Below are 25,229 nucleotides of genomic sequence, written 5' to 3'. Positions count from 1 at the left end.
GTCGCCATCATCAACGAACAACGCTGAGGGCCAGGGGCCGCACGCGCACGGTGATGTCGGTGCTGGAGGCCAGGGGTTCGCCGTCCACGGCCAGCGGCACGGGCTTGAGCGCGGTCAGGCGCAGGGACTTGAAGCTGCTCAAGGCCACCTTGGCGTGGCGCAGGTGCTGGCCGGTCAGCAGCAGCGGCATCATCATCAGCGCGCCCAGGCGGCCGAAGGCGCCGACGCGCAGCAGCTGCAGCTCGCCGTCATCGACGCGCGCGCCGGGCGCCGCCGGCATGCCGCTGCCGTAGGTCGGCGTGTTCAGGCTGGAGGCGAACAGCAGCGGGCCGTCGTGCAGCAACTGGCCGTCCGCCTCGACACGCAGCGGATAGACGCGCAGCCGGCCGATCTCGCTGAGCGTGGCCCACAGATAGCGCGGCTGGCCACGCAGCCAGTTGGGCGCGGCCTGGGCGCGGATGGCGATGGCTGCGTCGAAGCCGGCCGTCAGGCTGGACATGAAGAGCTGCGGCCCACCGTCGGGCGTCGTGATCTCGCCGAGATCCATCGCCGAAGCGGGTGCGCGCTGCGCGTGTGCCAGGGCTTCACGCCAGCCCATGCGGGCCAGGCCGAGGGCGCGGGCCAGGTCGTTGCCGGTGCCGCCGGGCAGGATGGCCAGTTGCAGCTTGCGCGCCACCAGCGCAGGCAGCAGCTGGTGCACGGTGCCGTCACCGCCGGCGACGATGACGCGGCTGCCCTCGGGCAAGGCCAGCAGGCGCTGGCGTGCGGCGGCGACGTTCTCGGGCAGCACCAGCGGCACCTGGGGCAGGGCCTCGCGCAGCGGCTCGGCGAGGGCGGCGCAGCGGCCGTTGGCGGCGTGCGGGTTCAGCAGGCACAGGGAGGGGGTCAGGGAAGAGGCGCTCACTCCGGCATTGAAGCCGGGCCCGGCAGACCGCGCCATCGGCGCAGACCCTGGCGGCAGCGGCCCTCGGCCTGCCTACACTCGGATCAAATCCCGGGGAAGGGAGCCGATCCGCATGACGCTGGATGTACCGACGCTGGTGCTGATGCTTGTCGTCGGCTTCGGGCTGCTCACCCTGCTGCTGGAGCTGGCGGGCCGAGGCGGCCTGCAGCGCAGCGAGCTCAAGCGCTTGAGTGGTGCGGCCAAAGCCTTGTGCGGCGGCTTTCTCTGCTTTGCGCTGCAGCCCTGGCTGCCAGCATGGCTGATGCTGCTGGGCGGCAATCTGCTGTTGATGGCGGGACTGGCCCAGTTCGCGTCGGCAGTGTCCTGGCATCTGCTCAACCGCGGCGTGAGGGTCTGGCAGCACTGGCTGCTCGTCGCCGCGGTGCTGACGGTGCCGGCCATCCTCGACATCGGCACACCGGTGCGCGCCGCCACCATGTCGGCTGCCATGGCCGCCCTGTTGCTGCCGGCCACCGTCATGGCCCTGCGCCAGGGTTGGCGCGGTGAATTGTCCTTTCGCGTCGTGGCGCTGATGCTGTTGCTGGCCAGCGTGGCCCTGTGGGTGCGCGTAGGTTTCGGCGTCTGGTGGGCGGGGGGCGCGCCAATGCCGACCGCGGCGGCGGCCTTCTGGAGCAGCGCCATCTTCATGCTGGCCTTCATGGCCGTGCTGGCGGCGGGCTTCGGCTTCGTGCTGGCCGGCTTCGAGCGCATGGCCGCGCAGATGCGCGAGCTGGCCAGCGTCGATGGCCTGACCGGTGCCGTCAACCACAACACGACCGTTTCCCTGCTGGCGCATTCGCTGGAACGCGGCCGGCGCGAGAACCAGCCGGTCAGCTTCGTCATGCTGGACCTGGACCACTTCAAGCGCGTCAACGACCAGCATGGTCACGTCATCGGCGACAACGTGCTGCGCGCCGTGGCGGCCTGCGCGCGGCAGCGGTTGCGCGGCTCGGACGTGCTGGGGCGCCTGGGCGGCGAGGAGTTCGGCATGGTGCTGCCGGCCACGGGTGTGGCAGGCGCCAAGCACCTGGCCGAACAGGTGCGCCTGGCCGTGGAGGCGCTGGAGCTCAAGGGCGATGGCGGCCAGCCGCTGCGCGTGACGCTGTCGGCCGGTGTCGCCGAGGCTGCCAAGACCGACACACCCGAGACGCTGATGCACCTGGCCGACAAGGCCCTCTACCAGGCCAAGCAGAAGGGCCGCAACCAAGTCGTCGTGGCGGATGACTGGATGCGCAATTCGACGCTGCAGTCGGTAGTGGGCTAGCAGCTCTCGTATTTCCAATTGCGCGACTTGCCTTCGGCCAGCCATTCCACGGCCTGCGCGATACGCTTGGTGCGCGTCTCCTCGCGCTTGGCCTCCAGCACCCATTCCAGGTAGTCGCGCTGCTTGCTCGGTGCGAAGGCCTCGTAGTGCTGCTTCGCGGCCTTGACCTTGGCGAGCGCCGCGGCGAAGTCGGCGGGCATCTCCAACTGGGGGCGCGGCTCGCGGTTGGGCTTGGCGGCACGCGGCGCGCCGGCCTGCAGCAGGGCCGCGGCGGCCTTGATCTGCTTGCGCAGTTCGGTGCGGCCGGGCAGATCGGTCATCTTCTCGATGCGGCCAAAGTCCCCCATTGCACCGCCCTGGCCTTCGGTCGCGCCCTCACGCTCCCAGAAACCGAAGGCGCAATGCGCCTTGAAGGCCGACATGCCGCACAGCAGCTTGCCGTCGAGTGTGAAGTGGGGGCGACTCCATTTGATGGTCTCGACGACATCGGGGCAGGCCGCATGCACGTCCTCGCGCAAGCGCTCGAGGATGGGGCGGGCGAACTCGGGTACGCCGGCCAGATAGGTGTCGATGCGAGGGTCGAGTGTCGGCATGCTCACTCGCTGCGGTTGAGGTGGTGCTCGATGCGGCGGTCCGGGATCAGCCACAGTGCCGCGGCGATGGCGTAGCCCGCCAGCGACAGGCCCACATGCACGAAGGCCAGCGCGATGGACGCCAGGTAGATGACCGGCGAGATCTTGCCCTTCCAGTCCTTGCCCAGCGCCTGGGCCAGCACGGTGTTGTTGCCGGGGATGCAGACCAGGGCGCGTTGCAGCAGCACCCAGGCGAATGCGGCCATGACGAGCACGCCGCCGTAGACGGCCACGGGCAGCGGCGCGAAATGGTTCTCGCCCATCCAGCCGGTGGCAAAGGGCAGCAGCGACAGCCAGAACAGCAGGTGCAGATTCGGCCAGAGCACGCCGCCGCTGATCTTGTGCACGGCGTGCAGCAGATGGTGGTGGTTGTTCCAGTAGATGCCGACGTAGACGAAGCTCAGCACATAGGACAGGAAGACGGGCCACAGAGGCTTGAGCGCTTCCCAGTCGCTGCCGTGGGGCACCTTCATCTCCAGCACCATGATGGTGATGATGATGGCGATGACGCCATCGCTGAAGGCTTCGAGGCGGGTCTTGTTCATCTCAGTGATCCATTGCGCATTTCCGGCGCCCCGCTTCCATGTGGCCGGCATTTTTCGGGCCGCGCGCAGGGCCGCTCCCAAGCCGGCCCGTGCGGCGATGTGCTTGCGGCTCAAAGCCGCAAGCATCGCCGTCCCCGCGGGGGACCGACCAGGTTTGCGCGCGTTCAGCGCCGCGAGACTGGGCGAGGGGCTGTTTCATCCGGCCAGTCTAGACTTCCGCCCCCTGATTGCCGCCTCCGGACTGACCCTTGCGACGCCTGTTGCCGCTCCTGTTCTTCGCCTGCTCGGCGGCCCTGGCCCAGCTGCCTCAAGTGCCGTCTTTGACGCTGGAGCAACTGCCGCGCCCGACCATGCCCCCGGGCGAGCGCGGTCCTGTCGTGCCGGCCCAGGTGGAGCGCTGGCGCCAGGAGGCCAAGGCGCTGGAGTACGGTGACGGCGTCAAGCGCGACGAGGTCGCGGCGGCCAAGCTCTACTGCCGCGCTTCGCGCTACGGCGATGCCGAGGCCCAGTACAGCCTGGGCTGGATGCTGACCAACTCGCGCGGCATCCAGCGCAACGACGCCGAGGCCGCGCACATGTTCGCGGCCGCGGCCGAGCAGGGCATGGAGCAGGCGCAGAACATGCTGGAGCGCATGGGCGGCACGCCGCTGGGCGATCCGCCGCCCTGCCTGCGCCCGCCCGAAACCGACCCGCCGGTGGCGGTCGCGCCGCCGCCCACGCCGCGTGGCACCAAGCCGGTGTCGCTGTGGGCCACCCTGCCGCTGCCGCAGCACGCGCCGCCGGCCATCGTCAGCTATGTGAAGCTGGTGGCGCCGGAGTACCAGCTCTCGCCCGCCCTGGTGCTGGCCGTCATGGCCACCGAGTCCAACTTCGACCCCCTGGCCGAGTCGCCCAAGCGCGCCCAGGGTCTGATGCAGCTGCTGCCCGAGACGGGGGCGCGCTTCGGCGTCGTGCGGCTGCGCGACCCGTCCCAGAACATCCGCGGCGGCATGGCCTATCTGCGCTGGCTGCTGGCCTATTTCGAGGGCGACGTGATGATGACGCTGGCGGCCTACAACGCCGGCGAGAAGGCCGTGGACCGCTACCTCGGCGTGCCGCCCTATGCCGAGACGCGGCTGTATGTGCGCAAGATCATGGCGGCCACCGGCGGCCAGCGCCTGCACCCCTTCGATGCCAAGGTGACCGGCGCCTCGCCCATGCTGCTGCGGGTCAAGGCCGCCATGCAGACCCTGCAGTCGCGTTGACTTCCGTGAGATAAATCATGGCGCGCTTGCGCCGCGTGCTGAAGAAACCACGCGATGCAGGCATCGTGCTCGTCGAGGCTGAACCAAGCTCACGATGGAACCCCTGCACGCCGACACCCTGCTGCGCGTTTTCCAGCTCGTCACCACGATGCTGGCCCTGGCCACGCTCGGCGGCGCCTGGCATCTGAAGGGCGAGCGCGCGCTGTGGTTGTGGGCCGGGGCCTTCGCTGCCGCGGCCGCGACCCAGGCGCTGCGTGCGACCTTCATCGCCCTGGAGGCGCCGCGCACGCTGTGGGTGGTGGGGCACCTGGGCAGCGTGCTGGCCGCGCTGCTGGTGCTGCTCGGCCTGCGCGTCTACCTCGGCCAGCCCTTGCGCTGGCGCTGGCCGGTGCTGTTCACGGGCCTGGTCTGCATCGCCTCCTTTGCGCTGACGGCGTGGACGAAGCAGTTCTGGCCGTCGTTGACACTGACCCTGCTGGCCTCGGCCGTGCTGAACATGCCCGCCGCCCATGCCGCGCTGCGGGCCTGGCAGGTGGAGCGCGGCTTCCCACTCGCCCTGCTGGGTGCCGATCTTTTGGCCAGCGCCGTCATCGAAGTGGCGCGCGGGTTGGCCGTCTCGCCGCTGATCGCCGAGTCGCGCGCCGAGCTCATGCTCTACAACTCCATCGGCCTGCTCGCCGTCATCGCGCTGTTCATCGGCCAGGCCCTGGCCATGCTGCTGCTGCTGCAGGACCGCGCGCTGCGCCAGATCGAACGCCTCATCGAGATCGATGTGCTGACCGGCCTCTTGAACCGGCGCGGCTTCGACGAGCGGCTGCGGCGCCTGCTCAAGCGCGACGCGCCCCTTCTCGCCGTGCTGGACGTGGACCACTTCAAGCGCATCAACGATACGCATGGCCACGCGGTCGGCGACACGGTGCTCAGCGCCGTCGGTGCACGCCTGCACGAGGCGCTGCGGCCGCTGGACCTGGCCGTGCGCCTGGGCGGCGAGGAGTTCGCCGTCATCTGGCTCAATCCGGAGGCCGGCGGCGAGTTGCGCCTGGGCGAGCGGCTGCGGGACGTCATTGGCCGCCACCCTTTCGAGACGGCCGCCGGCCCGCTGACGGTGACGGTCAGCGTCGGCGTGGCCCAGGCGCTGGGGCCGGAGGAGGCGCCCGAGGCCCTTTTCAGCCGTGCCGACACCGCGTTGTATGAAGCCAAGCGTGGCGGGCGCGACCGCGTCGTGCTGGCGCCCTGACCCCGGTTCAGGGGAGTTCAGGGGCTGGCGTCTAGATGCGGGCCCGGCATTGAAAAAGGGCTGCTGCACAATCCGGCCAGCCTAGAAAAGCAGGGAGAGACAGTGGATCGCGACGGCATCAATTGGCTGGGAATCGGCCTGCGGGCGGCTGCCTTGGTGGTCACCATCTCGCTGCTGACCTGGTGCAGCATGGCCAGGCAGAGCAGCCAGGACGTGGCCGGCCTCGGGCCCGAGCTGCGCGAGATGATGCTGATGGGCGGCATGGCCGACGCCAGCGGCATGATCGACCTCGACAAGACCGCCAAGCGCGTCGGCGCCGTCGGCATGAATCGCCTGCTCTATGACAACGCCGGCACGGGCAGCCTCCCGGCCCTGCGCTGGATGGTGAAGCATGGCGCCGAGCCGCGCTATGTCGGCGCGCTGGACAAGGGCACGCTGCTGCAGCAGGCCGCCGCCAAGCCAACGCTGGACCGCATGCGTTTCTTCATCGAGGAGCTCAAGCTCGACCCCCAGCAGGAGACGCCCAACCGCGTCGGCATCATGCATCTGGCGGCGCGCAATGGCGTCGATGCGCAGACCATGGTCTTCCTGACCTCGCGAGGCCTGAACATCAATGCGCCCGACGCCGGTGGCCGCCTGCCCATCCACTATGCGGCACTCAAGTCCATCGGCCCGCTGGTGTCGGCCGGCGCGGACATCAATGCGCTGGACGGCCAGGGCCGCACGGCCCTGCACTGGGCCGTCGAGGAGGGGCGCCACGATGCGGTGGCGGAGCTGATCCGCCTGCAGGCCTCGGTCTTCGCCCAGGACCGCCAGGGCAATACGCCGCTGCACCTGGCCGCGGTCGGCAGCTCCGACCCGATCATCGACACGCTGCTGGCCGCCGGCTCCCTGAAGGCGACACGCAACGCCGACGGCCTGACGGCGCGCGAGTATCTCGAGAAGTCCCGCAACAAGCGCCGCTACGGCTACGGCAGCGAGCGGGAACAGAGGCTGTGACCCTGGCCCGCCTGGCCTGGGCCGTGCTGGCCCTGCTGGCACTGACGGGTACGGCGCGTGCCGACGGTGCGGGCGTCTACAAATGCCGCAAGCCCGACGGCACCACGGCCTTCAGCGACCGCCCCTGCCCCGAGGCCGAGTCGACGCAGATTGCCCGCAGCGGCCCCAAGGCGCCTGAGGCCAGCCAGTTCATGAGCCCGCGCTGCCTGCGCCTGCGTGAACAGTTGAACCAGGCCGGCAACGACGGCAGCACCGACGAGGCGACGCGCCAGCAGCTCGACTTTCGCTACCAGCGCGATTGCTATGCGGAAGAGCAGGACGCCAACGAAAAGGTCAATCAGCTGCTGGAGGACGCGCGCACGCAGTCGCTGCAGGAGCGCCGTGCGCTGGCCGAGGCCAAGGCGCGGCAGCAGCGCGAGTTCACCCAATGCGTGGAGCTGCGCAACAACCTGCGCGCCCGCCGCCTGCGCGAGGCCGAGATGAATGCCGGCGAGCGGGCCGATCTGGAGCGGCTGTCGGCCGCCTTCGAGCAACGCTGCCGGGGACTCTAGGCCTCAGTTCGACAGCGTGCGGAGCACGCTGAATCCCAGGGTCGGGTCGCTGGCCACCGTCTCGACGGCACCTGTCGCATCGCGATGCAACAGGGTCTTGGCGTCGCTGGTTTCGACATAGAACCAGCCCCCGCTGCCGTCGGTCGTCCAATACTTCGCGGTAGCCGTGGGCGCCGGACCGATGCCACCGAGGCCATCCATCCAACTTGAACCCAAGGTGGCGACCGAGATGGAGGTGTGGTTTCCAGGAAACGGGTCGACCTCCAGCGTGGCTGTGGTCTTGGCCGTGACCGGATTGAAGCGGTATGGAATCCCGGTCGTCCCGGATGCACCGGAGACCCCATATACGGTCGGCACGTGGCCCGTCGGTGTCAGCGCCGTGCCCACGAGCCAAGGGGCCGGAGCACCTCGCGTGGTCAAGGGCGGTGGCAGGGTGTCGACGCGCACGACATAGGGCTTCGCGATCGTGAGGGCAAACATGCGGCCGCCCAGAATGCCCACGACCGTAGGCCCGTAGCGCAGGGGCGGCACCGTCGCGGTGGTGAACTTCAGGGACCAGCTCAGGGTATTGGGCGCTGCGCCGGGGGGCGTGTCCACCGCGAGCGTGCCGCTCATTTCGCAGTTAGAGTTGCCCGGCAGGTCGTTGTAGGGCGCGCTGACGACCAACTGTTCCGTGCTGGCGTTCCACTGGTCGGGGTTGACGTTGGGGTCGGGCGAGATGGTGTCAGGGCCGCAGGTCAGCTTGTAGCCGGAGCGCGGGTTGCTGTAGCCGTGGGCCCGCAGCGTGACGGTCAGCGCGCCACTGTCCGGGTTGACACTGGTGCTCGACGAGGCCGGCGACATGCTGACGACCGACAGCGATGCCGGCTCGACCGGCGGCGTGGGCACGCCCGGACTGCCACCACTTCCGCCGCCGCCACAGCCCGACAGCGCGGCAAGCAGCAAGAGACTGAAAAACTTCACTCGCATCGTTTCTCCATGGACAGACGAAATAGACCGCCTATTTGTGGCGTTATCTCGTCGGTCCAATGGAGTGTAGCGACGGCTTTCAGCAAGCCTCGTGTGCTTTTGTGAAGCGGCAGCGGGCGCTCACATGCTGCGCCGGTACTGCCCGCCCACCTCGAACAGCGCGCCGGTGATCTGGCCCAGCGAGCACACGCGCACGGCCTCCATCAGCACGTCGAACACGTTCCGGTTCTCGATGACGGCCTGCTGCAATCTCGCCAGCATCGCCGGCGACTCGGCCGCGTGGCGGTCCTGGAACTCTGCCAGGCGGGTCAGCTGCGACTGCTTCTCCTCGTCCGTCGAGCGCGCCAGCTCGATGTGCTCCGGCACCGTCTCGCCATTGGGGTTGCGGAAGGTGTTGACGCCGATGATGGGGTACTCGCCGGTGTGCTTGAGCATCTCGTAGTGCATCGACTCTTCCTGGATGCGGCCACGCTGGTAGCCCGTCTCCATCGCGCCGAGCACGCCGCCGCGTTCGCTGATGCGCTCGAACTCGCGCAGCACGGCCTCTTCGACCAGCTCGGTCAGCTCGTCGATGATGAAGGCGCCCTGCGACGGGTTCTCGTTCTTGGCCAGGCCCCACTCGCGGTTGATGACGAGCTGGATGGCCATCGCGCGGCGCACGCTCTCGTCAGTGGGCGTCGTGATCGCCTCGTCGTAGGCGTTGGTGTGCAGCGAGTTGCAGTTGTCGTAGACGGCGATCAGCGCCTGCAGCGTGGTGCGGATGTCGTTGAAGGCGATCTCCTGCGCGTGCAAGCTGCGGCCCGACGTCTGCACGTGGTACTTCAGCTTCTGCGAGCGCTCGTTGGCGCCGTAGCGATCACGCATGGCGATGGCCCAGATGCGGCGCGCGACGCGGCCCAGCACCGTGTACTCCGGGTCCATGCCGTTGCTGAAGAAGAACGACAGGTTGGGCGCGAAGTCGTCGATGTGCATGCCGCGCGCGAGATACGCCTCGACAAACGTGAAGCCGTTGGACAGCGTCAGCGCCAGCTGGCTGATCGGGTTCGCACCCGCTTCAGCAATGTGATACCCCGAGATCGACACCGAGTAGAAATTGCGCACGTTGTGGTGCACGAAGTACTCGGCGATGTCACCCATGACCTTGAGCGAGAACTCGGTCGAGAAGATGCAGGTGTTCTGGCCCTGGTCTTCCTTCAGGATGTCGGCCTGCACGGTGCCGCGCACATTGGCCAGCACCCAGTCCTTGATCTTGGCGGCCTCGTCGGCCGTCGGCTCGCGGCCGTTGTCGGCCTTGAACTTGGCGAGGTTCTGGTCGATGGCCGTGTTCATGAACATGGCCAGGATGGACGGCGCGGGGCCGTTGATGGTCATGGACACGCTGGTGGTCGGGCTGCACAGGTCGAAACCGTCGTACAGCACCTTCATGTCGTCCAGCGTCGCGATGCTGACGCCGGAGTTGCCGACCTTGCCGTAGATGTCGGGCCGCGGCGCGGGATCGGCGCCGTACAGCGTCACCGAGTCGAAGGCCGTGGACAGGCGCTTGGCGGGCATGCCCTCGGACACCAGCTTGAAGCGGCGGTTGGTGCGGAAGGCGTCGCCTTCGCCGGCGAACATGCGCGTCGGGTCCTCGCCTTCGCGCTTGAAGGCGAACACGCCGGCCGCATACGGGAAGCTGCCGGGCACGTTCTCCAGCATCAGCCACTTCAGCAGCTCGCCGTGGCACTCGTAGCCCGGCAGCACGACCTTGCGGATCTTGGTGCCGGACAGGCTTTGCGTGACCAGGGCCGTGCGGATCTCCTTGTCGCGGATCTTCACGACGTACTCGTCGCCGGCGTAGGCCTTGACCATGTCGGGCCACTGCTGCAGCAGCTGGCGCGCGTCGCCGTCGAGCCTGGCCTTGCGCTGCTCGGCCAGGTCGCCCAGCGCGGTGCGGGCGCCGTTCTTGTCGGGGTTGGCGGCTTCCAGCATCGCGCGACTGGCTTCCAGCTGCTGGATCTCGCGGGCCAGCGCGGCCTGCTTGCGCGCGCGGCCCTTGTAGGCGCGCACCGTGTCGCTGATGTCGGCCAGGTAGCGCACGCGGGCGGCCGGCACGATGGGGGTCTGGTGGGTGCTGTGGCGGGTGTCGACGCGCGGCAGGCGGCCTTCGCTGAAGGGGATGCCCAGGTCGGCCAGTCGCACCTTGAGCGCCTGGTAGAGGGCCGTCACGCCGTCGTCGTTGAAGCGGCTGGCCATGGTGCCGAACACCGGCATCGTATCCGGCATGACCGTGAAGGCCTCGCGGTTGCGCTGCACCTGCTTGCTGACATCGCGAAGCGCGTCGAGCGAACCCTTGCGATCGAACTTGTTGATGGCGACGAACTCGGCGAAGTCCAGCATGTCGATCTTCTCGAGCTGGCTGGCGGCGCCGAACTCGGGCGTCATGACGTACATGGGCACGTTCACGAGCGGCACGATGGCCGCGTCGCCCTGGCCGATGCCGCTCGTCTCGACGATGACGAGGTCGAAGCCCGCGACCTTGGCGGCAGCGATGACGTCGGGCAGGGCGGGGGAGATCTCGCTGCCGAAGTCGCGCGTGGCCAGCGAGCGCATGAAGACGCGCGCACCACCGCCCCAGGGCGAGATGGCGTTCATGCGGATGCGGTCGCCCAGCAGGGCGCCGCCGCTCTTGCGGCGCGACGGGTCGATGGAGATGAGGGCCACGCGCAGCGCGTCGCCCTGGTCCAGGCGCAGGCGACGGATCAGCTCATCGGTCAGGCTGGACTTGCCGGCGCCGCCGGTGCCGGTGATGCCGAGCACGGGCGTCTTGATGTGCTTGGCCTGGTCTCGCAGCGCGTCAACAATGGCCGCGTCGGCCTTGCCGTTCTCCAGCGCGGTCAGCAACTGCGCGAGGGAGCGCCAGGCGGCTTCCGAGTGCCCGGTGATGGCCGACAGGTTCTGCGGCGCATAGACGCTGAAGTCCTGGTCGGCCTTCATGACCATCTCACCGATCATCCCTTGCAGGCCCATGCGCTGGCCGTCCTCGGGGCTGAAGATGCGCACGCCATGCTCGGCCAGCTCGCGGATCTCGGCCGGCACGATGACGCCGCCGCCGCCGCCGAACACCTGGATGTGCTCGCCGCCGCGCTCCTTCAGCAACTGCACCATGTACTTGAAGTACTCGACATGGCCGCCCTGGTAGGAGGAGATGGCGATGCCCTGGGCATCCTCCTGCAGCGCCGCGGTGACGACTTCGTCCACCGAGCGGTTGTGCCCGAGGTGGATGACCTCGGTGCCCATGCCCTGCAGGATGCGCCGCATGATGTTGATGGCGGCGTCATGCCCGTCAAACAGGCTGGCGGCGGTGACGAAACGGACCTTGTGGGTCGGGCGGTACTCGGCCAGCGCTTTGTAGTCGCTAGAGAGGTCGGTCATGGCTGTCTCCTTGCTCGGGCCGGATTCTAGGTCGCCAATTGACGTTAACGTCAATTGAGCGTCCGGGTATGGTGCTCGGCCATGACGGACTCCTCAACCGACCTGGACAAATTCGACCGCCAGATCCTCGCCCGCCTGCAGGACGACCCGCGCCAGCCTGCCGAGCGTATCGCCACCGCCATCGGCCTGTCGGTCACGGCCGTGCAGCGGCGCATCCGCCGGCTGCGTGAGGCAAGCGTCATCCGCGGCGAGCGCCTGGTGCTGGATGCGCCGGCCCTGGGTTACGGCCTGTCCGTGTGGGTGGAGGTGGAGCTGCGCGAGGCCAGCCGCAAGGCCGTCATCGACGGCTTCAAGCGCCGCATGGCCGCCGAGCCCCGCGTGCAGCAATGCTTCTATGTGGCGGGCGACAGCGATTTCCTGCTGCTCATCCGCTGCCGCGACGTGGCCGAGTTCGAGGCGCTGACGCGCGAGCTGTTCTTCGACGACGCCAACATCCGCAAATTCCGCTCGGTCTTTGTGCTGGACGAGTGCAAGGCCGACGCCGGGCTTCCATTGACGGACTGAATTCGCCGCGCAGCGGCGTTCGCCCGCCTTGCAACGCCGCCGGGCGGCAGGCCCCTCGCCAGACGATGTCGTCTTTCCAACGAAAGGACGACAGAGATGAGTTTCGAGATTGCCAGCGAGCCCACCGAGTTCGAAGTGCTGGACGCGCGCTTCGAGGACTGTTTCCGCAAGAGCGCCCGGCTGGAGCGCCTGGCCAGCGGCTGCCGCTGGACCGAGGGGCCGGTCTACCTCCCCGCCCAGCGCCGGCTGCTGTGGAGCGACATCCCCAATGAGCGCATGCTGAGTTGGTGCGAGGTGTCCGGCCACGTCGCCGAGTTCCGCAAGCCCTCGGGCTATACCAACGGCCACACGCTGGACCGCGAGGGCCGCCTCGTCAGCTGCGAGCACGGCGGCCGGCGCGTCGTGCGCACCGAGCACGATGGCTCGCTGACCGTGCTGGCCTCGCATCACGAGGGCAAGCGGCTCAACAGCCCCAACGACGTGGTCGTGAAGTCCGACGGCAGCATCTGGTTCACCGACCCGCCCTATGGCATCGTGGACGACTACGAAGGCGTGCGGTCGCCGCAGGAGCAGGCCGGTTGCTACGTCTACCGCCTGGATCCTGAGCGCGGCGAGCTGCGTGTGGTGGTCGACATGATGACCCACCCCAACGGCCTGGCGTTCTCGCCCGACGAGCGCTGGCTCTATGTCGCCGACACCGGCCTGGACGTCGGCACGATGCGCCGCTTCGCCGTGGACGCCGACGGCGCCTTGAGCGGCGGTGAAGTGTTCATCACCTGCGACACCGGCTTCTACGACGGCTTTCGCTGCGACACCGCCAGCCGCATCTGGACCAGCGCTGGCCGCGCCATCCACTGCCACGAGGCGGACGGCACGCTGATCGGCCGCATCCGCATGCCCGAGCGCGTGTCCAACCTCGTCTTCGGCGGCCCCAAGCGCAACCGGCTCTTCATCTGTGCGACGAGTTCGGTCTATTCGGTGCTGCTGGCGGTCAACGGCGCCATGACGGTTTAGGAGGGTGAGAGCAAGCCCTGCACGCCCGCTCAAGCCTCCCAAGCCACGCCACTCGTCGTTGCAAATGCTCGCCGTAGTCCCAGCTACGGCTGCGCTTTGCGCCTAGATTGGCGCGCCTTGGGCGACTTGCTCGGCCGCGCCGGACTTACTCTCACCCTCCGACACGGGAATGCCCGCAATCGGTGCGCGGGGAATGGGCCGAAGATGCGCCCCCATCGAAAACTCCCCGCCATTCCCGTGACCACCAACGCCACGCCCACGCCGCTCGGGACCGAACTGACCGCCCGCGGCATCGTCCTGGGCATCCTCATCACCCTGGTCTTCACGGCCGCCAACGTCTATTTCGGCCTCAAGGCCGGCCTGACGTTTGCGACCTCCATCCCGGCCGCCGTCATCTCCATGGCCCTGCTGCGCCGGGCGGCGGGCAACTCCATCGGCGAGACCAATATCGTGCAGACGATTGCCTCGTCGGCCGGCACGCTGTCCTCCATCATCTTCGTGCTGCCCGGCCTGGTCATGATCGGCTGGTGGACGGGCTTCCCGTACTGGATGTCGATGACGCTGTGCGCCCTGGGTGGCGTGCTGGGCGTCATGTATTCCATCCCGCTGCGCCGGGCGCTGGTCACCAACTCGCCGCTGCCCTATCCGGAAGGCGTGGCCTGCGCCGAGGTGCTCAAGGTCGGCCATGCCGCCGACAGTGGCGAAGCCAACCGCCAAGGCCTGGCCGCCATCGTGGCCGGCACCGTCGTGTCGGCCGGCTTCAGCATCGTCGTCGCGACCCAGCTCTTCGCGGCCAACCTGGCCCAGTACTTCCGCCTGCCCGGTGGCGAGAAGAGCGGTACGACGGGTTATGACCTGAACTTCAGCTTCGCGCTGCTGGCCGTGGGCCATCTCGTCGGCCTGTGGGTGGGCATTGCCATCCTGGTCGGCGCCTGCATCGCCTGGCTGGGCGGTGTGCCCTACCTGACGTCCGGTGTCGACGGCGCCGCAGAGGCGGTCGCGCTGTTCGCCTGGAGCAAGAAGGTGCGCTTCATCGGCGCCGGCTGCATCGCCGTGGCCGCCATCTGGACGTTGGTCAAGCTGGCCAAGCCCGTCGTCGCGGGCCTGCATTCGGCGGCGATGTCGGCGCGTGTGCGCAAGGCCGGCAAGGCCGACACGCTGCCGCGCAACGAGCAGGACATCCCCATCGGCACCGTCGGCCTGATCACGCTGGCCTGCATGCTGCCCATCGGCTTCATGCTGTCCAGCTTCGCCACGTCCGCAGGCCTGGGTGACCAGCTCGGCCTGCTCGTCGTTGGTGGCGTCGTCTATGTCGTGCTGATGAGCTTCTTCGTCGCCGCGGTGTGCGGCTATATGGCCGGCCTGATTGGTTCGTCCAACAGCCCGCTGTCGGGCGTCGGCATCCTCGTCGTCATCGGCGTGTCGCTGCTGCTGGCCCTGGTCGTCAAGCCCATGCTGCCGGCCTCCACGGGCCAGGCCCTGGTGGCCTTCGCGCTGTTCGTCACCGCCGTCGTCTTCGCCGTGGCGACCATCTCCAACGACAACCTGCAGGACCTGAAGACCGGCCAACTGGTGGACGCCACGCCCTGGCGCCAGCAGGTGGCCCTGATCATCGGCGTGCTGGCCGGCGCCGTCGTCATCCCGCCGGTGCTGGACCTGTTGAACCAGGCCTATGGCTTTGCCGGTGCGCCGGGCGTCGACGCCAAGAAGGCGCTCGCTGCGCCCCAGGCTGCGCTGATCTCGGCGCTGGCCAAGGGCGTCATCCAGGGTGACCTGAACTGGAACCTCATCAGCATTGGTGCGTTGATCGGGGTGGCCTGCATCGTCGTCGACGAGGTCATGAAGCGTGCCTCGGGCGGCAAGGCCCACCTCGCGCCGCTGGCCGTCGGCCTGGGCATCTATCTGCCGATGAACAGCACGCTGATGATCGTCATCGGCGCCGTGGCCGGCTGGTGGTTCGACCGCCGCGCTTCCTACAAGCGCGACCCCGAGGCCACCAAGCAACTCGGCGTGCTGCTGGCCTCCGGCCTCATCGTCGGCGAGAGCCTGCTGGGCGTCATCCTCGCGGCCATCGTCGTGTTCTCGGGCAACGGCGCGCCACTGGCGTTGGTGGGCGACAGCTTTGCGACGGCGGGCCAGGTGCTGGGCCTGCTGGCGTTTGCAGGCATCGGCATCGGGCTGTACCGCTGGCTGCTCAGGGACTGAGCTTCAGCCGTAGTAACGCCAGAGCATCCAGCCCAGCCACAGCATCAGCAGGATGGCCTGGGAGACCGAAAACCCCCGGCTCGCTGATTCCGCGGCCTGGCTGGGGTCGGGCATGGCCAGGGCGGCCTGCACGGCCTCCGGTCCGCCCAGCCATTGCTCGATGTGGGCCATCGACGTGACCATGCCCAGCCAGTGCGGAAAGCGCCTGATGAGGATGCGCACCATCAGCTGCTCATCCCTCAGCAGGGTGGGCGATGGCGGCGTGGCGTCGCGCAGCCGGTGCGCGAGCTTGAGCTGGCGGCGCAGCACGCCGTCCGGTTGATCCAGCAGGACCTGCCTCTCGATGAGGGCCTCCTGCAGCAGTTCGCCGGCGGGGCCGAAGCTGCGCAGGTGCTGAAGGTCCTGCGTCCAGTTGAAGTTGTCGCAGGCCGCGTCGAGCAGGAATTCGTGGCCGGGCTGCCAGCCGCTGCCGAGCAGTTCCACGACACGCCGCTCCAGCAGCATGCCGGCTTCAAGGCTGGGCAGGTTTTGCTGCGCCTGCCGCAGCAGGGCGGCGGCGGCCTCGGTGCTGGCGATGGTGCCCAGCCCAGAGGCGAGGTCGTCGAAGGACGCCGTGGCTGGCGCGGGGCTGTCGATCTTGTCGAGCGGCGCGATCGACGGCAGGGCCGCGGTCGGTGCGGCTTCGCCACGGCCGCGTTGCACCGCGTCCAGCGCCAGCGCGTAGGCCTCGCGCAGGGACTGGAAGCCCTGGATGTCGCTGGCCTGGTCGATCTGCTTGAGCTCGCGGGCGTAGGCCTGGCGCACCGCGCGCGCATCGGCGTCCACGGTCAGGCCGAGCCTGGACAAGGCCACGGCCAGCGCCTCCGTGATGCCCGGATCTGATGTCAAAAAGGCCTCCCCGCCACTTTGGTGGTGGCGGGGATGCTAAAGCCCGGGCGGTGTCGCTGCGCCGGGGCGATCCCGCGGGTGCGGGCAGGCTCAGTCGTCGGAACTGCCGTAGCCGAACAGGTGCAGCAGGCTCGTAAACAGATTGAAGATGGACACGAAGAGGCTGACGGTGGCGAGCACGTAATTCGTCTCGCCGCCGTCCACGATCTGCTTCGTCTCGAACAGGATCAGGCCGGCCGACAGCAGGGCGACGACGGCCGAGACCGTCAGCGCCAGTGCCGGGATCTGGAAGAAGATCGCCGCCAAGCCTGCGAGCACGGCGACGACCATGCCGGCGAACAGGAAACCGCCCATCCAAGACAGGTCGCGCTTGGTCGTCGTCGCATACGCCGACAGGGCCAGGAAGACGGCGCCCGTTGCGCCCAGGGCCAGCATGACGGTCTGGCCGCCAGCCGGCAGGGCCAGCGTGCGGGTCAGCAGGGGGCCGAGCGTCCAGCCCATGAAGCCGGTCAGCGCGAAGACGAGGCCGACGGCGGCGCCGCGGTTCTTCAGCTTGTGGATGCCGAACAGCAGGCCGAAGTAGGCGACCAGCGTCAGGATCAGCCCGGGCGCCGGCAGATTGAAGGCGACCGCGGCCGCAGCGACGGCGGCGCTGAACAGCAGCGTCATCGACAGCAGGGCATAAGTGTTGCGCAGCACCCGGTGGGCGGTGCCGCGGTCGACGGCAGTGCCAAAGGGCACGGCAAGGGCAGTGGGGCGGGTTTGCATGGCAGACCTCCGGTTGAAAGAAAGAACACGCGCAGGGTAGATAGCCAAGACATCAAATAAAAGCAGAGAATCGCGAAACATTGCTTCGGAATAACTTGCTGAATTGCCATGAGCCTGAACTACAGCTATCGCCATCTCTACTATTTCTGGGCCGTTGCCAAGGAGGGCGGCCTGACGCGGGCGGCCGAGAAGCTGGGCCTGTCGGTGCAGACCGTCTCCACGCAGGTGCGCGAGCTGGAGCAGGACCTGGGCGCGGCCCTGCTCAAGCCCGCGGGCCGGGGGCTCACGCTGACCGAGGCCGGGCGCGCGGCGCTGGATGTGGCGGACCAGATCTTCTCGCTCGGCGAGACCCTGGCCGAACGCGTGCGGGAGGCCATCGACGTGCCGACCGTGCGCCTGGCCGTCGGCATCTCCGACGGCCTGCCCAAGCTCGTCGCCCATCGCCTGCTTGCACCCATCCTGGACACGCCGCAATTGCGCCTGCTTTGCCACGAGGACGAGTTCGACGATCTGCTGGGCGACCTGGCCCTGCACCGGCTGGACGTCGTGCTGGCCGACCGGCCGGCGCCGCCCAACCCGAATCTGCGGGTCTACAGCCATTCCCTGGGCAGCTCACCCATCGCCTGGTACGCCCATCCGCGCTGGGCCGAGGCCGCGGCACGCGACTTTCCACGTTCTCTGGCCGACGTGCCGCTGTTGCTGCCGACCTCGCATGCCGCGCTGCGGCCGCGCCTGGACCAGTGGTTGAACGAGGAGGGCCTGCGCGTGCGCGTCGCTGGCGAATTCGAGGACAGTGCGCTGCTGGCCACCTTCGGCAGCGAGGGCCTGGGCGTCTTCCCGGCCGCGACTGCCGTGGACGATGCGCTGACGGGCCGCTACGGCGTCGTCAACGTCGGCCTGGCTGAAGGGCTGGCCGAGCAGTTCTACGCCGTGGGCACCGACAAGAAGATCAGCCACCCGCTGGTGCGCAAGCTGCTGCCGCCGACGGCGTGAAAGCCGCGCTTGCTACAGTTGACGTTTACGTCAATCAAGAGGGCTCGGCCGCCTTGAAGCCGGGCTGACAGGAGACCTGACCATGAATCTGCCCGGCCTGAACTTCCAACTCGGCGAAGACATCGATGCGCTGCGCGACGCGGTGCGCGCCTTCGCCGACGAGGAGATTGCTCCCCGCGCGGCCGAGATCGACCGCAGCGACCAGTTCCCGATGGACCTGTGGCGCAAGATGGGCGACCTGGGCGTGCTCGGCATCACCGTGCCGGAGGAGTACGGCGGCGCCAACATGGGCTACCTCGCCCACATGGTGGCGATGGAAGAGATCAGCCGTGCCAGCGCCTCGGTGGGCCTCTCCTACGGCGCGCACAGCAATCTGTGCGTGAACCAGATCAAGCGCAACGGCAACGACGCCCAGCGCAAGAAGTACCTGCCCAAGCTGATCAGCGGCGAGCATGTCGGCGCGCTGGCGATGAGCGAACCGGGCGCGGGTTCCGACGTGCTGAGCATGAAGCTCAAGGCTGAGGACAAGGGCGGCGTCTATCTGCTCAACGGCAGCAAGATGTGGATCACCAACGGCCCCGATGCCGACACGCTGGTCGTCTATGCCAAGACCGAGCCCGAACTGGGCGCGCGCGGCGTGACGGCCTTCCTCATCGAGAAGGGCATGAAGGGCTTCAGCATCGCGCAGAAGCTCGACAAGCTCGGCATGCGCGGCTCRCACACCGGCGAGCTGGTGTTCCAGGACGTTGAAGTGCCGGCCGAGAACGTGCTGGGCGCGGTGAACGGTGGCGCCAAGGTGCTGATGTCGGGCCTGGACTACGAGCGTGCCGTGCTGACGGGCGGGCCGCTGGGCATCATGCAGAGCGTCATGGACAACGTCGTGCCCTATATCCACGACCGCAAGCAGTTCGGCCAGAGCATCGGCGAGTTCCAGCTCATCCAGGGCAAGGTCGCCGACATGTACACCGTGCTGCAGGCCGCGCGCAGCTTTGCCTACACGGTGGCCAAGAATCTCGACATGCTGGGCGCCGAGCATGTGCGCCAGGTGCGGAAGGACTGCGCCTCGGTCATCCTGTGGACGGCCGAGAAGGCCACCTGGATGGCCGGCGAGGGCGTGCAGATCTTCGGCGGCAACGGCTATATCAACGAGTACCCGCTGGGCCGCCTCTGGCGTGACGCGAAGCTCTACGAAATCGGCGCGGGCACCTCGGAGATCCGCCGCATGCTGATTGGCCGCGAGCTGTTTGCGGAGACGATGTAACTCGCCATTGCGACAATGCCGGTATGACGACGACCAACCACGAACTGCAGGACCTGCTCGACAACAACAAGCGCTGGGCCGCCGACACCGAGGCCCGCGAGCCAGGCTTCTTCTCCAGCCTGCTCAAGCAGCAGACACCGCAATACCTGTGGATAGGCTGCGCCGACAGCCGCGTGCCGGCCAACGAGTTGGTCGACCTGCTGCCGGGCGAACTGTTCGTGCACCGCAACGTCGCCAACGTCGTCGTGCACTCCGACCTGAACTGCCTGTCCGTCATGCAGTTCGCGGTGGACCAGCTCAAGGTGCGCCACGTCATCGTCGTCGGCCACAGCAATTGCGGCGGCGTGCGCGCGGCCCTCTACGACATCCGCGTCGGCCTGGCCGACAACTGGATTCGCCATGTGCAGGACGTGCGCAATGACCATCAGGCCTGGCTCGACAGCCTGCCCGAGGCCCGCCGCGTCGATGCGCTTTGCGAGCTGAACGTGCTGGAGCAGGCCCGTAACGCCTGCCAGACCACGGTGGTGCAGGACGCCTGGCAGCGCGGCCAGGAGGTCGTCGTGCACGGCTGGGTCTACGGCCTGCACAACGGCCTGCTGGAGGATCTGCAGCTCACGGCCGCCAAGGCCGAGGATGTCGAGCCCGCCTACCGTCGCGCGCTGGCGCGCGTCAAGGCGCGCTACGCCACAGCGGGCTGAGCATCGCCCGATAGAGTCGGGACGCATGTTCCCGACTCAACTCACGGACACGCGTGCCTTCGACATCGCCCAGGCCCTGCTCGGCGGCTTCGACAAGCACTACCAGCTCTTCCGCGCCACCTCGGCCGAGGCCAAGGCCCGCTTCGAGCGCGGCGACTGGCGGGGCCAGCAGCGCGCCCAGGCGCTGCGCATCGAGTTCTACGACGCCCGCGTCGCCGAAGCCACCGAGTTGCTGGAGCAGCGCTTCGCGGCCTCGACGCTGCCGATGGAGGTCTGGCAGCAGGTCAAGCTGCACTTCATCGGGCTGTTGACGGACCATCGCCAGCCCGAGCTGGCCGAGACCTTCTTCAACTCGGTGTGCACGCGCATCCTGCACCACACCTACTTCCACAACGACTTCATCTTCATGCGCCCGGCCATCTCGACCGAGTACATCGAGAACGACGAGCCTGCCGCACTGCCCACCTACCGGGCCTACTACCCGGCAGCCGACAAGCTGCACGAGACGCTGAAGCGCGTCATCACCAACTTCCAGCTGAATGGCGATTTCGTCGACCTTGACCGCGACGTCGACCGCGTGCTGGCCGCTGTGCTGGAGCGCCTCGGCGACTTCCGCCGGCGCGCCAACTTCCAGCTGCAGGTGCTGTCCAGCCTGTTCTACCGGAACAAGGGCGCCTATGTCGTCGGCAAGATCATCAACGGCTTTACCGAGACGCCTTTCGCCCTGCCCATCCTGCGCGGCGAAGGGGCGGCGCCGGGCCGCCCCAAGCCGCCTGCACACCCCTCGGGGGGCGACGCCGGAGGCGTCTCGGGGCCAACAAATTCCGGCCGCTTCTTCATCGACGCGGCCCTGTTCGGTGAAGACGACCTGCTCGCGCTGTTCAGCTTCGCCCGCGCCTACTTTCTCGTCGACATGGAAGTGCCGAGTGCCTACGTGCAATTCCTGCGCTCCATGATGCCGCGCAAGCCGCGCTCCGAGATCTATTCGGCGTTGGGCCTGCAGAAGCAGGGCAAGAACCTCTTCTACCGCGACTTCCTCTATCACCTGCGCCATTCATCGGACAAGTTCCGCATCGCGCCCGGTATCAAGGGCATGGTCATGGGGGTGTTCGACCTGCCGAGCTGGCCCTTCGTCTTCAAGGTCATCAAGGACTTCTACCCGCCACAGAAGGACACCACGCGCGAGCTGATCCAGAGCAAATACCTGCTCGTCAAAAGCCACGACCGCGTCGGCCGCATGGCCGACACGCTGGAGTACACCCGCGTGGCCTTCCCACGGCATCGCTTCGAGGACGAGCTCCTCAATGAGCTGAAGCACTTCTGCCCCAGCCTCATTGAAGAGAACGGCGACGACCTCGTCATCAAGCATGTCTACATCGAGCGCCGCATGGTGCCGCTCAACATCTACCTGCAGGACGCGACGCCCGAACAGGTGGAGCGCGTCGTCATCGAGTACGGCAACGCGATCAAGGACCTGGTGGCCGCCAACATCTTCCCCGGCGACATGCTGTGGAAGAACTTCGGCGTGACCCGCCACGGCAAGGTGGTGTTCTACGACTACGACGAGATCGAATACCTGAGCGACTGCAATTTCCGCCGCGTGCCCGAGCCGCGCAATGAGGAGGAAGAGATGTCAGGCGAAGTCTGGTGGGCCGTCGCGCCGCGCGACGTCTTCCCCGAGACCTTTGCGCCCTTCCTGCTCGGCAACCCTCGCGTGCGCGAGTGCTTCATGCGCCATCACGCCGACCTGCTGGACGCGGGCTTCTGGCAGGGGCACAAGGAACGCATCCTGGCGGGGCATGTGCACGATGTGTTTCCTTACGATGCGGCACGGCGGTTCGGCGCCGGCCGGTCGCAGCAGGCCGAGGGCTGAGGGTCAGCGGTCCGACGCGAACTCGAAGAACTGCTCGAACACGCCATCGCCCGTGCATTGATAGGAGCGCAATGCCTTCTCGATGCTGGCGATCATCTGCTGGGTGATGTTCCCGTCGGCCGAGGGGTTGATGGCCTTGACCTGCGTGGTCGAGGCCTGGCCCTGCTGCACGACGATAACGGCGCGAAACTCGAGCCGTCCGGCCCACTTCGCGAGGGGCGCCAGGGGCGCGGGTCTCACGGGACACAGTGACTCGGCCGTCGGGAGCTTCCAAGAGGGCTTGAGACGCAGCGGCTTTTCATAGCGCAGTTGCTGCCACTGCTCGCGAAGTGCCGTCGCGCTCGGCGTCGGCGCGCTACCTCCCATGACCAGACCGCCCGGCGTGGCGGGCTTGCCGGCGGCGAATTCGCCTTCGAAGGCCAGGCCGTCGGCCCGCTGGATCCGGCCTTGCCCCCAGGGCACGCCATTGCGGAACTTGCCGGTGTAGTGGCCGCCGTCTGCAAACCGGTAGCTGCCGTCGCCCGACAATACGGCGGCGAGGACGCCGCCTTCGTAAACATCACCACCGGCCCAGGCATAGCGACCCCGGCCGGACGCCTGTCCGTTGGCGATGGCGCCATCGTAGGCATCGCCATTGGCAAACTGGATCCGTCCCGACCGGCTTGGTGTGCCGTCCCGGCACTGGCCCTCGTAGCGGTCGCCGTTGACCCAGCTCAGGATGCAGGCGCCGCTGAGTTTTTCGCTGACGAAGGTGCCGGTGCCTGTCGTGCCGTCGGCATGGGTGACTTTCCCCAGCCCCTGCATCAGTCCGTCGACGAAGTTGCCCTCGTAGCGGTTTTGGTACTGCACCTGCAGCACACCCGGGCCCGAGAAGCGGCCGGCACTCATGCCCCCTTTGTAGAACAGGACCAGCTCGCCGTTGGCAAGAAGCTGCATCTCGCCCTGGCCGTCGGCATGGCCTTCGCGGCAGGAGCCGCTCCAGCGGACCGAGGCGTGAGGCAGCTCCGGCTGGCCTTCAAGCTTGCAGCCCTTGGCGTCGGTCATCCAGCGCCCTTCCACGAGGTCACGGGTGGCGGCCTGTGCCGGGGCCAGCAGGCCGACGGCGCAGGCGGCCAGGATCGCGCCAGCGCTGCAGCGCCATGTTTCGATGGTGCTCAACTTGCCCTCCGACCGTTTTTCAGCGGGGCGCGAGCCTAGCAGAGGCGGCCACCTGGGCAACCTGATAGCGGCTGTCAGGAACCTGCGGCCGAGTCTTACAAGCGTCGGGGCGGGTCGTCCCAACAATGGTTGGTGCCGCATTGAGCCTGGAGACGACGCAATGATCTTCGACGCCATCCGCGAAAGCCACGACCTGCAACGCGACCTGTGCCGCAAGCTCACCGCCTCGCGCGGCGACATGGCGGCGCGCCAGTTGCTGTTCCTGCAATTGAAGGTCGAGCTGATGGCGCATGCGGCTGCCGAGGAACGCCACCTCTATGTGCCGCTGCTGATGGAAGACGGCGGGCTCGACGCCTCGCGACACGCGCTGCATGAGCACCATCAGGTGGACGAGTTGCTTGAAGACCTGTCGGTGCGCAACAAGCAGCAGGACGGCTGGATCGCGACCGCGAAGACGCTCAGCTTCAAGGTGCGCCACCACCTGAAGGAAGAGGAATCCAAGTTCTTCCACGTCGCCGGCCGCCTGCTGTCCGAGGCCAAGAAGAAGCAGCTCGCCAGCAAGTACAAGCGCGAGATCGTGCGCATGCGCAAGCACTACGCCGACGAGTACCAGACCGTGGCGGTGTCTGCCTCGACCGGCCTGGTCAAGCCCGCCAAGCCCGCAGCCGACAAGCCGGCGACGCGCGGCAATGCCAGCGCCGGTGCCCAGCTGCGCGGCCAGAGCAAGCCGCGGCGCACGCGCTGACTCGGCTGCGATCACGGTTGAATCGGGCATGGCCATCCCGGGGTAGGCTTGGGCGCCATGAGAACAGCTTCGAACACCTGGCTTGTGCTGATGCTGGTCCTGCTTTCTGCCTGCACCACCATGCCCACACCTTCCGCTGAAGCCCTCGCCGAACTCGCTCCCACCGGACGGCTGCGTGCCGTCATCAACCTGGGCAACCCCATCCTGGCCAACAGCGGCCCGGCTGCCGGCGAGCCTGCTGGCGTGTCGGTCGACATGGCGCGTGAGCTGGCTCGGCAACTCGGTGTGCAGGCGGACCTGCTGGTCGTGAAGTCAGCCGGCGAGGCGGTGGATGCACTGGCCACCGGCCGCGTGGACGTGGGCTTCTTCGCCATCGACCCCACGCGAGCCGCAACCACGGCCTACTCGGCGGCCTATGTGCAGATCGAGGGCGCCTACCTCGTGCGCAACGACTCGCCGCTGCAGGCCAACGAAGACGTGGATCGCGCGGGCACGCGTGTCGCCGTCGGCGCGCGCAGCGCCTATGACCTCTATCTGACACGCGAACTCAAGGCCGCCACGATAGAACGTGCGCCGACCTCGCCCGAGGTGGTCAGCTACTTCCTGGCCCGGCAGCTCGATGTGGCGGCCGGTGTGAAGCAGCAGCTCGAAGCGGACGCGCGGAGCAAGCCCGGGCTGCGCCTGCTGCCGGGGCGCTTCATGGTCATCAACCAGGCCATGGGCATGGCCAAGGGGAGGGAGGCAGGCGCCCGGGCACTCGCGGATTTCGTCGAGCAGGCGAAGGTGTCCGGCTTCGTCGCCCAGGCGCTCGAACGGCACGGCATCACGGGCGCTGCGGTCGCGCCGCCCGCCGCGCCGCGCTGACGCGATCAGCCCTGCGTGGGCCTGAACACCCGCACCCGATGCCCATCCGGGTCGGCCGTCACGGCCGTGAAGCCGAAATCCATGGCCGTGGGTGTCTGCAGCACCGGCCAGCCGGAGGCCTTCCAGGCTGCGACAGCGGCGTTCACTTCGTTGTCCGTGCCGACCGTGATGCCGATCTCGGCGCCGCCACCGCGATGCGCGCCCGCGGGCTGTACGTCGTGGGCGGCCCAGAGGCCGAGCATGGTCTTGTCATTGAGCATGAACATCGCGAAGTTGGGGCTCTGCTCAACGGGTTCGCGGCCCAGCAAGGAGCGATAGAAGAGCACGCTCTCGGCGGGGCTGTTGACGTAGAGGATGAGGCAGTCGGGTTGCATGGCGGTCTCCCTGTGGATGAAGACCGCCA

23 protein-coding genes are annotated in these 25,229 nt (G+C 68.0%); 14 read left to right on the top strand and 9 right to left on the bottom strand.

The genetic code is table 11. The features are described from left to right. Positions 1-10: 10 nt before the first annotated feature. Entirely contained in the window at positions 11-904 is an 894-nt protein-coding gene (locus tag AC1DW3_RS15775; protein ID WP_477932535.1) for a diacylglycerol/lipid kinase family protein, read from the bottom strand. Positions 905-1,016: 112 nt separating this feature from the next. On the opposite strand from AC1DW3_RS15775, the gene AC1DW3_RS15770 reads away from it, so the two are divergent. Beyond that, the gene (locus AC1DW3_RS15770) at positions 1,017-2,207 is read left to right on the top strand and encodes a GGDEF domain-containing protein (protein ID WP_477932533.1); all 1,191 of its coding nucleotides are present in this window, start codon (positions 1,017-1,019) and stop codon (positions 2,205-2,207) included. Here the strand turns inward: AC1DW3_RS15770 and AC1DW3_RS15765 are convergent. Next, positions 2,204-2,800, bottom strand: coding sequence for a YdeI/OmpD-associated family protein (locus tag AC1DW3_RS15765; protein ID WP_477932531.1), 597 nt, complete (start codon positions 2,798-2,800; stop codon positions 2,204-2,206). The two genes, AC1DW3_RS15770 and AC1DW3_RS15765, sit on opposite strands and share 4 nt — an antisense overlap. Positions 2,801-2,802: 2 nt before the next feature. Then, entirely contained in the window at positions 2,803-3,384 is a 582-nt protein-coding gene (locus tag AC1DW3_RS15760; RefSeq protein ID WP_477932529.1) for a TMEM175 family protein, read from the bottom strand. Between the two features lie 248 nt (positions 3,385-3,632). On the opposite strand from AC1DW3_RS15760, the gene AC1DW3_RS15755 reads away from it, so the two are divergent. From AC1DW3_RS15755 to AC1DW3_RS15740, 4 genes are all read left to right on the top strand, one after another. Further along, on the top strand, positions 3,633-4,628 hold the full coding sequence (locus AC1DW3_RS15755; protein WP_477932528.1) for a transglycosylase SLT domain-containing protein: 996 nt from the start codon (positions 3,633-3,635) through the stop codon (positions 4,626-4,628). 94 nt (positions 4,629-4,722) lie between these two features. After that, positions 4,723-5,865 carry a GGDEF domain-containing protein gene (locus tag AC1DW3_RS15750; protein ID WP_477932526.1) on the top strand — a complete coding sequence of 381 codons (1,143 nt, stop codon included), beginning with the start codon at positions 4,723-4,725 and terminating at the stop codon, positions 5,863-5,865. 102 nt (positions 5,866-5,967) lie between these two features. After that, positions 5,968-6,864, top strand: a complete 897-nt coding sequence (locus AC1DW3_RS15745) for an ankyrin repeat domain-containing protein (protein WP_477932524.1) — start codon at positions 5,968-5,970, stop codon at positions 6,862-6,864. Further along, positions 6,861-7,415: a DUF4124 domain-containing protein gene (locus tag AC1DW3_RS15740; RefSeq protein ID WP_477932522.1), complete on the top strand. Its 555-nt coding sequence runs from the start codon at positions 6,861-6,863 to the stop codon at positions 7,413-7,415. Before AC1DW3_RS15745 ends, AC1DW3_RS15740 begins: the two co-directional genes overlap by 4 nt. 3 nt (positions 7,416-7,418) lie before the next feature. On the opposite strand, the gene AC1DW3_RS15735 is transcribed toward AC1DW3_RS15740, so the two are convergent. Continuing rightward, complete coding sequence (locus tag AC1DW3_RS15735; RefSeq protein WP_477932521.1) at positions 7,419-8,384, bottom strand: hypothetical protein; 966 nt, start codon at positions 8,382-8,384, stop codon at positions 7,419-7,421. 120 nt (positions 8,385-8,504) lie between these two features. After that, positions 8,505-11,795 (bottom strand): fused isobutyryl-CoA mutase/GTPase IcmF, encoded by a 3,291-nt coding sequence (gene icmF / locus AC1DW3_RS15730; RefSeq protein WP_477932519.1) that lies wholly within the window; start codon positions 11,793-11,795, stop codon positions 8,505-8,507. Between the two features lie 81 nt (positions 11,796-11,876). Between icmF and AC1DW3_RS15725 the strand changes: the two genes are divergently transcribed. The 3 genes from AC1DW3_RS15725 to AC1DW3_RS15715 all read left to right on the top strand — a co-directional run bounded on the left by AC1DW3_RS15725 (position 11,877) and on the right by AC1DW3_RS15715 (position 15,578). Continuing rightward, positions 11,877-12,359, top strand: coding sequence for an Lrp/AsnC family transcriptional regulator (locus AC1DW3_RS15725; RefSeq protein ID WP_477932517.1), 483 nt, complete (start codon positions 11,877-11,879; stop codon positions 12,357-12,359). 96 nt (positions 12,360-12,455) lie between these two features. Further along, on the top strand, positions 12,456-13,373 hold the full coding sequence (locus tag AC1DW3_RS15720; protein WP_477932515.1) for an SMP-30/gluconolactonase/LRE family protein: 918 nt from the start codon (positions 12,456-12,458) through the stop codon (positions 13,371-13,373). A gap of 237 nt (positions 13,374-13,610) precedes the next feature. Continuing rightward, a complete protein-coding gene (locus AC1DW3_RS15715; protein ID WP_477932513.1) occupies positions 13,611-15,578 on the top strand; it encodes an OPT family oligopeptide transporter in 1,968 nt (655 codons plus the stop codon). A 3-nt stretch (positions 15,579-15,581) separates the two neighbouring features. On the opposite strand, the gene AC1DW3_RS15710 is transcribed toward AC1DW3_RS15715, so the two are convergent. Together AC1DW3_RS15710 and AC1DW3_RS15705 are read right to left on the bottom strand one after the other, a co-directional pair. Continuing rightward, positions 15,582-16,466, bottom strand: coding sequence for a hypothetical protein (locus tag AC1DW3_RS15710; RefSeq protein ID WP_477932511.1), 885 nt, complete (start codon positions 16,464-16,466; stop codon positions 15,582-15,584). A gap of 90 nt (positions 16,467-16,556) precedes the next feature. Then, complete coding sequence (locus AC1DW3_RS15705; protein WP_477932509.1) at positions 16,557-17,234, bottom strand: Bax inhibitor-1/YccA family protein; 678 nt, start codon at positions 17,232-17,234, stop codon at positions 16,557-16,559. A 108-nt stretch (positions 17,235-17,342) separates the two neighbouring features. On the opposite strand from AC1DW3_RS15705, the gene AC1DW3_RS15700 reads away from it, so the two are divergent. From AC1DW3_RS15700 to aceK, 4 genes are all read left to right on the top strand, one after another. Next, on the top strand, positions 17,343-18,227 hold the full coding sequence (locus tag AC1DW3_RS15700; protein WP_477932507.1) for a LysR family transcriptional regulator: 885 nt from the start codon (positions 17,343-17,345) through the stop codon (positions 18,225-18,227). An 82-nt stretch (positions 18,228-18,309) separates the two neighbouring features. Beyond that, positions 18,310-19,488, top strand: coding sequence for an isovaleryl-CoA dehydrogenase (locus AC1DW3_RS15695; protein ID WP_477932505.1), 1,179 nt, complete (start codon positions 18,310-18,312; stop codon positions 19,486-19,488). 23 nt (positions 19,489-19,511) lie between these two features. After that, entirely contained in the window at positions 19,512-20,186 is a 675-nt protein-coding gene (gene can / locus AC1DW3_RS15690; protein WP_477932503.1) for a carbonate dehydratase, read from the top strand. 25 nt (positions 20,187-20,211) lie between these two features. Continuing rightward, positions 20,212-22,059 (top strand): bifunctional isocitrate dehydrogenase kinase/phosphatase, encoded by a 1,848-nt coding sequence (aceK, locus tag AC1DW3_RS15685; protein WP_477932501.1) that lies wholly within the window; start codon positions 20,212-20,214, stop codon positions 22,057-22,059. Positions 22,060-22,062: 3 nt separating this feature from the next. On the opposite strand, the gene AC1DW3_RS15680 is transcribed toward aceK, so the two are convergent. Further along, positions 22,063-23,217 carry an MORN repeat-containing protein gene (locus AC1DW3_RS15680; RefSeq protein ID WP_477932499.1) on the bottom strand — a complete coding sequence of 385 codons (1,155 nt, stop codon included), beginning with the start codon at positions 23,215-23,217 and terminating at the stop codon, positions 22,063-22,065. Positions 23,218-23,377: 160 nt separating this feature from the next. Here AC1DW3_RS15680 and AC1DW3_RS15675 point away from each other — a divergent pair, with 160 nt between their 5' ends. Both AC1DW3_RS15675 and AC1DW3_RS15670 read left to right on the top strand, forming a co-directional pair. Further along, positions 23,378-23,962, top strand: coding sequence for a hemerythrin domain-containing protein (locus AC1DW3_RS15675; protein WP_477932497.1), 585 nt, complete (start codon positions 23,378-23,380; stop codon positions 23,960-23,962). A 120-nt stretch (positions 23,963-24,082) separates the two neighbouring features. Then, positions 24,083-24,826, top strand: coding sequence for a transporter substrate-binding domain-containing protein (locus tag AC1DW3_RS15670; RefSeq protein ID WP_477932495.1), 744 nt, complete (start codon positions 24,083-24,085; stop codon positions 24,824-24,826). Positions 24,827-24,831: 5 nt separating this feature from the next. Here AC1DW3_RS15670 and AC1DW3_RS15665 read toward each other — a convergent pair whose 3' ends face one another. Beyond that, complete coding sequence (locus AC1DW3_RS15665) at positions 24,832-25,200, bottom strand: VOC family protein (protein ID WP_477932493.1); 369 nt, start codon at positions 25,198-25,200, stop codon at positions 24,832-24,834. Between the last annotated feature and the right edge of the window lie 29 nt (positions 25,201-25,229).

Source organism: Roseateles sp. P2_H4 (assembly GCF_056403315.1).
Note: the sequence above shows the minus strand (reverse complement) of the source record. Positions and strands in the feature narration are given on the sequence as shown.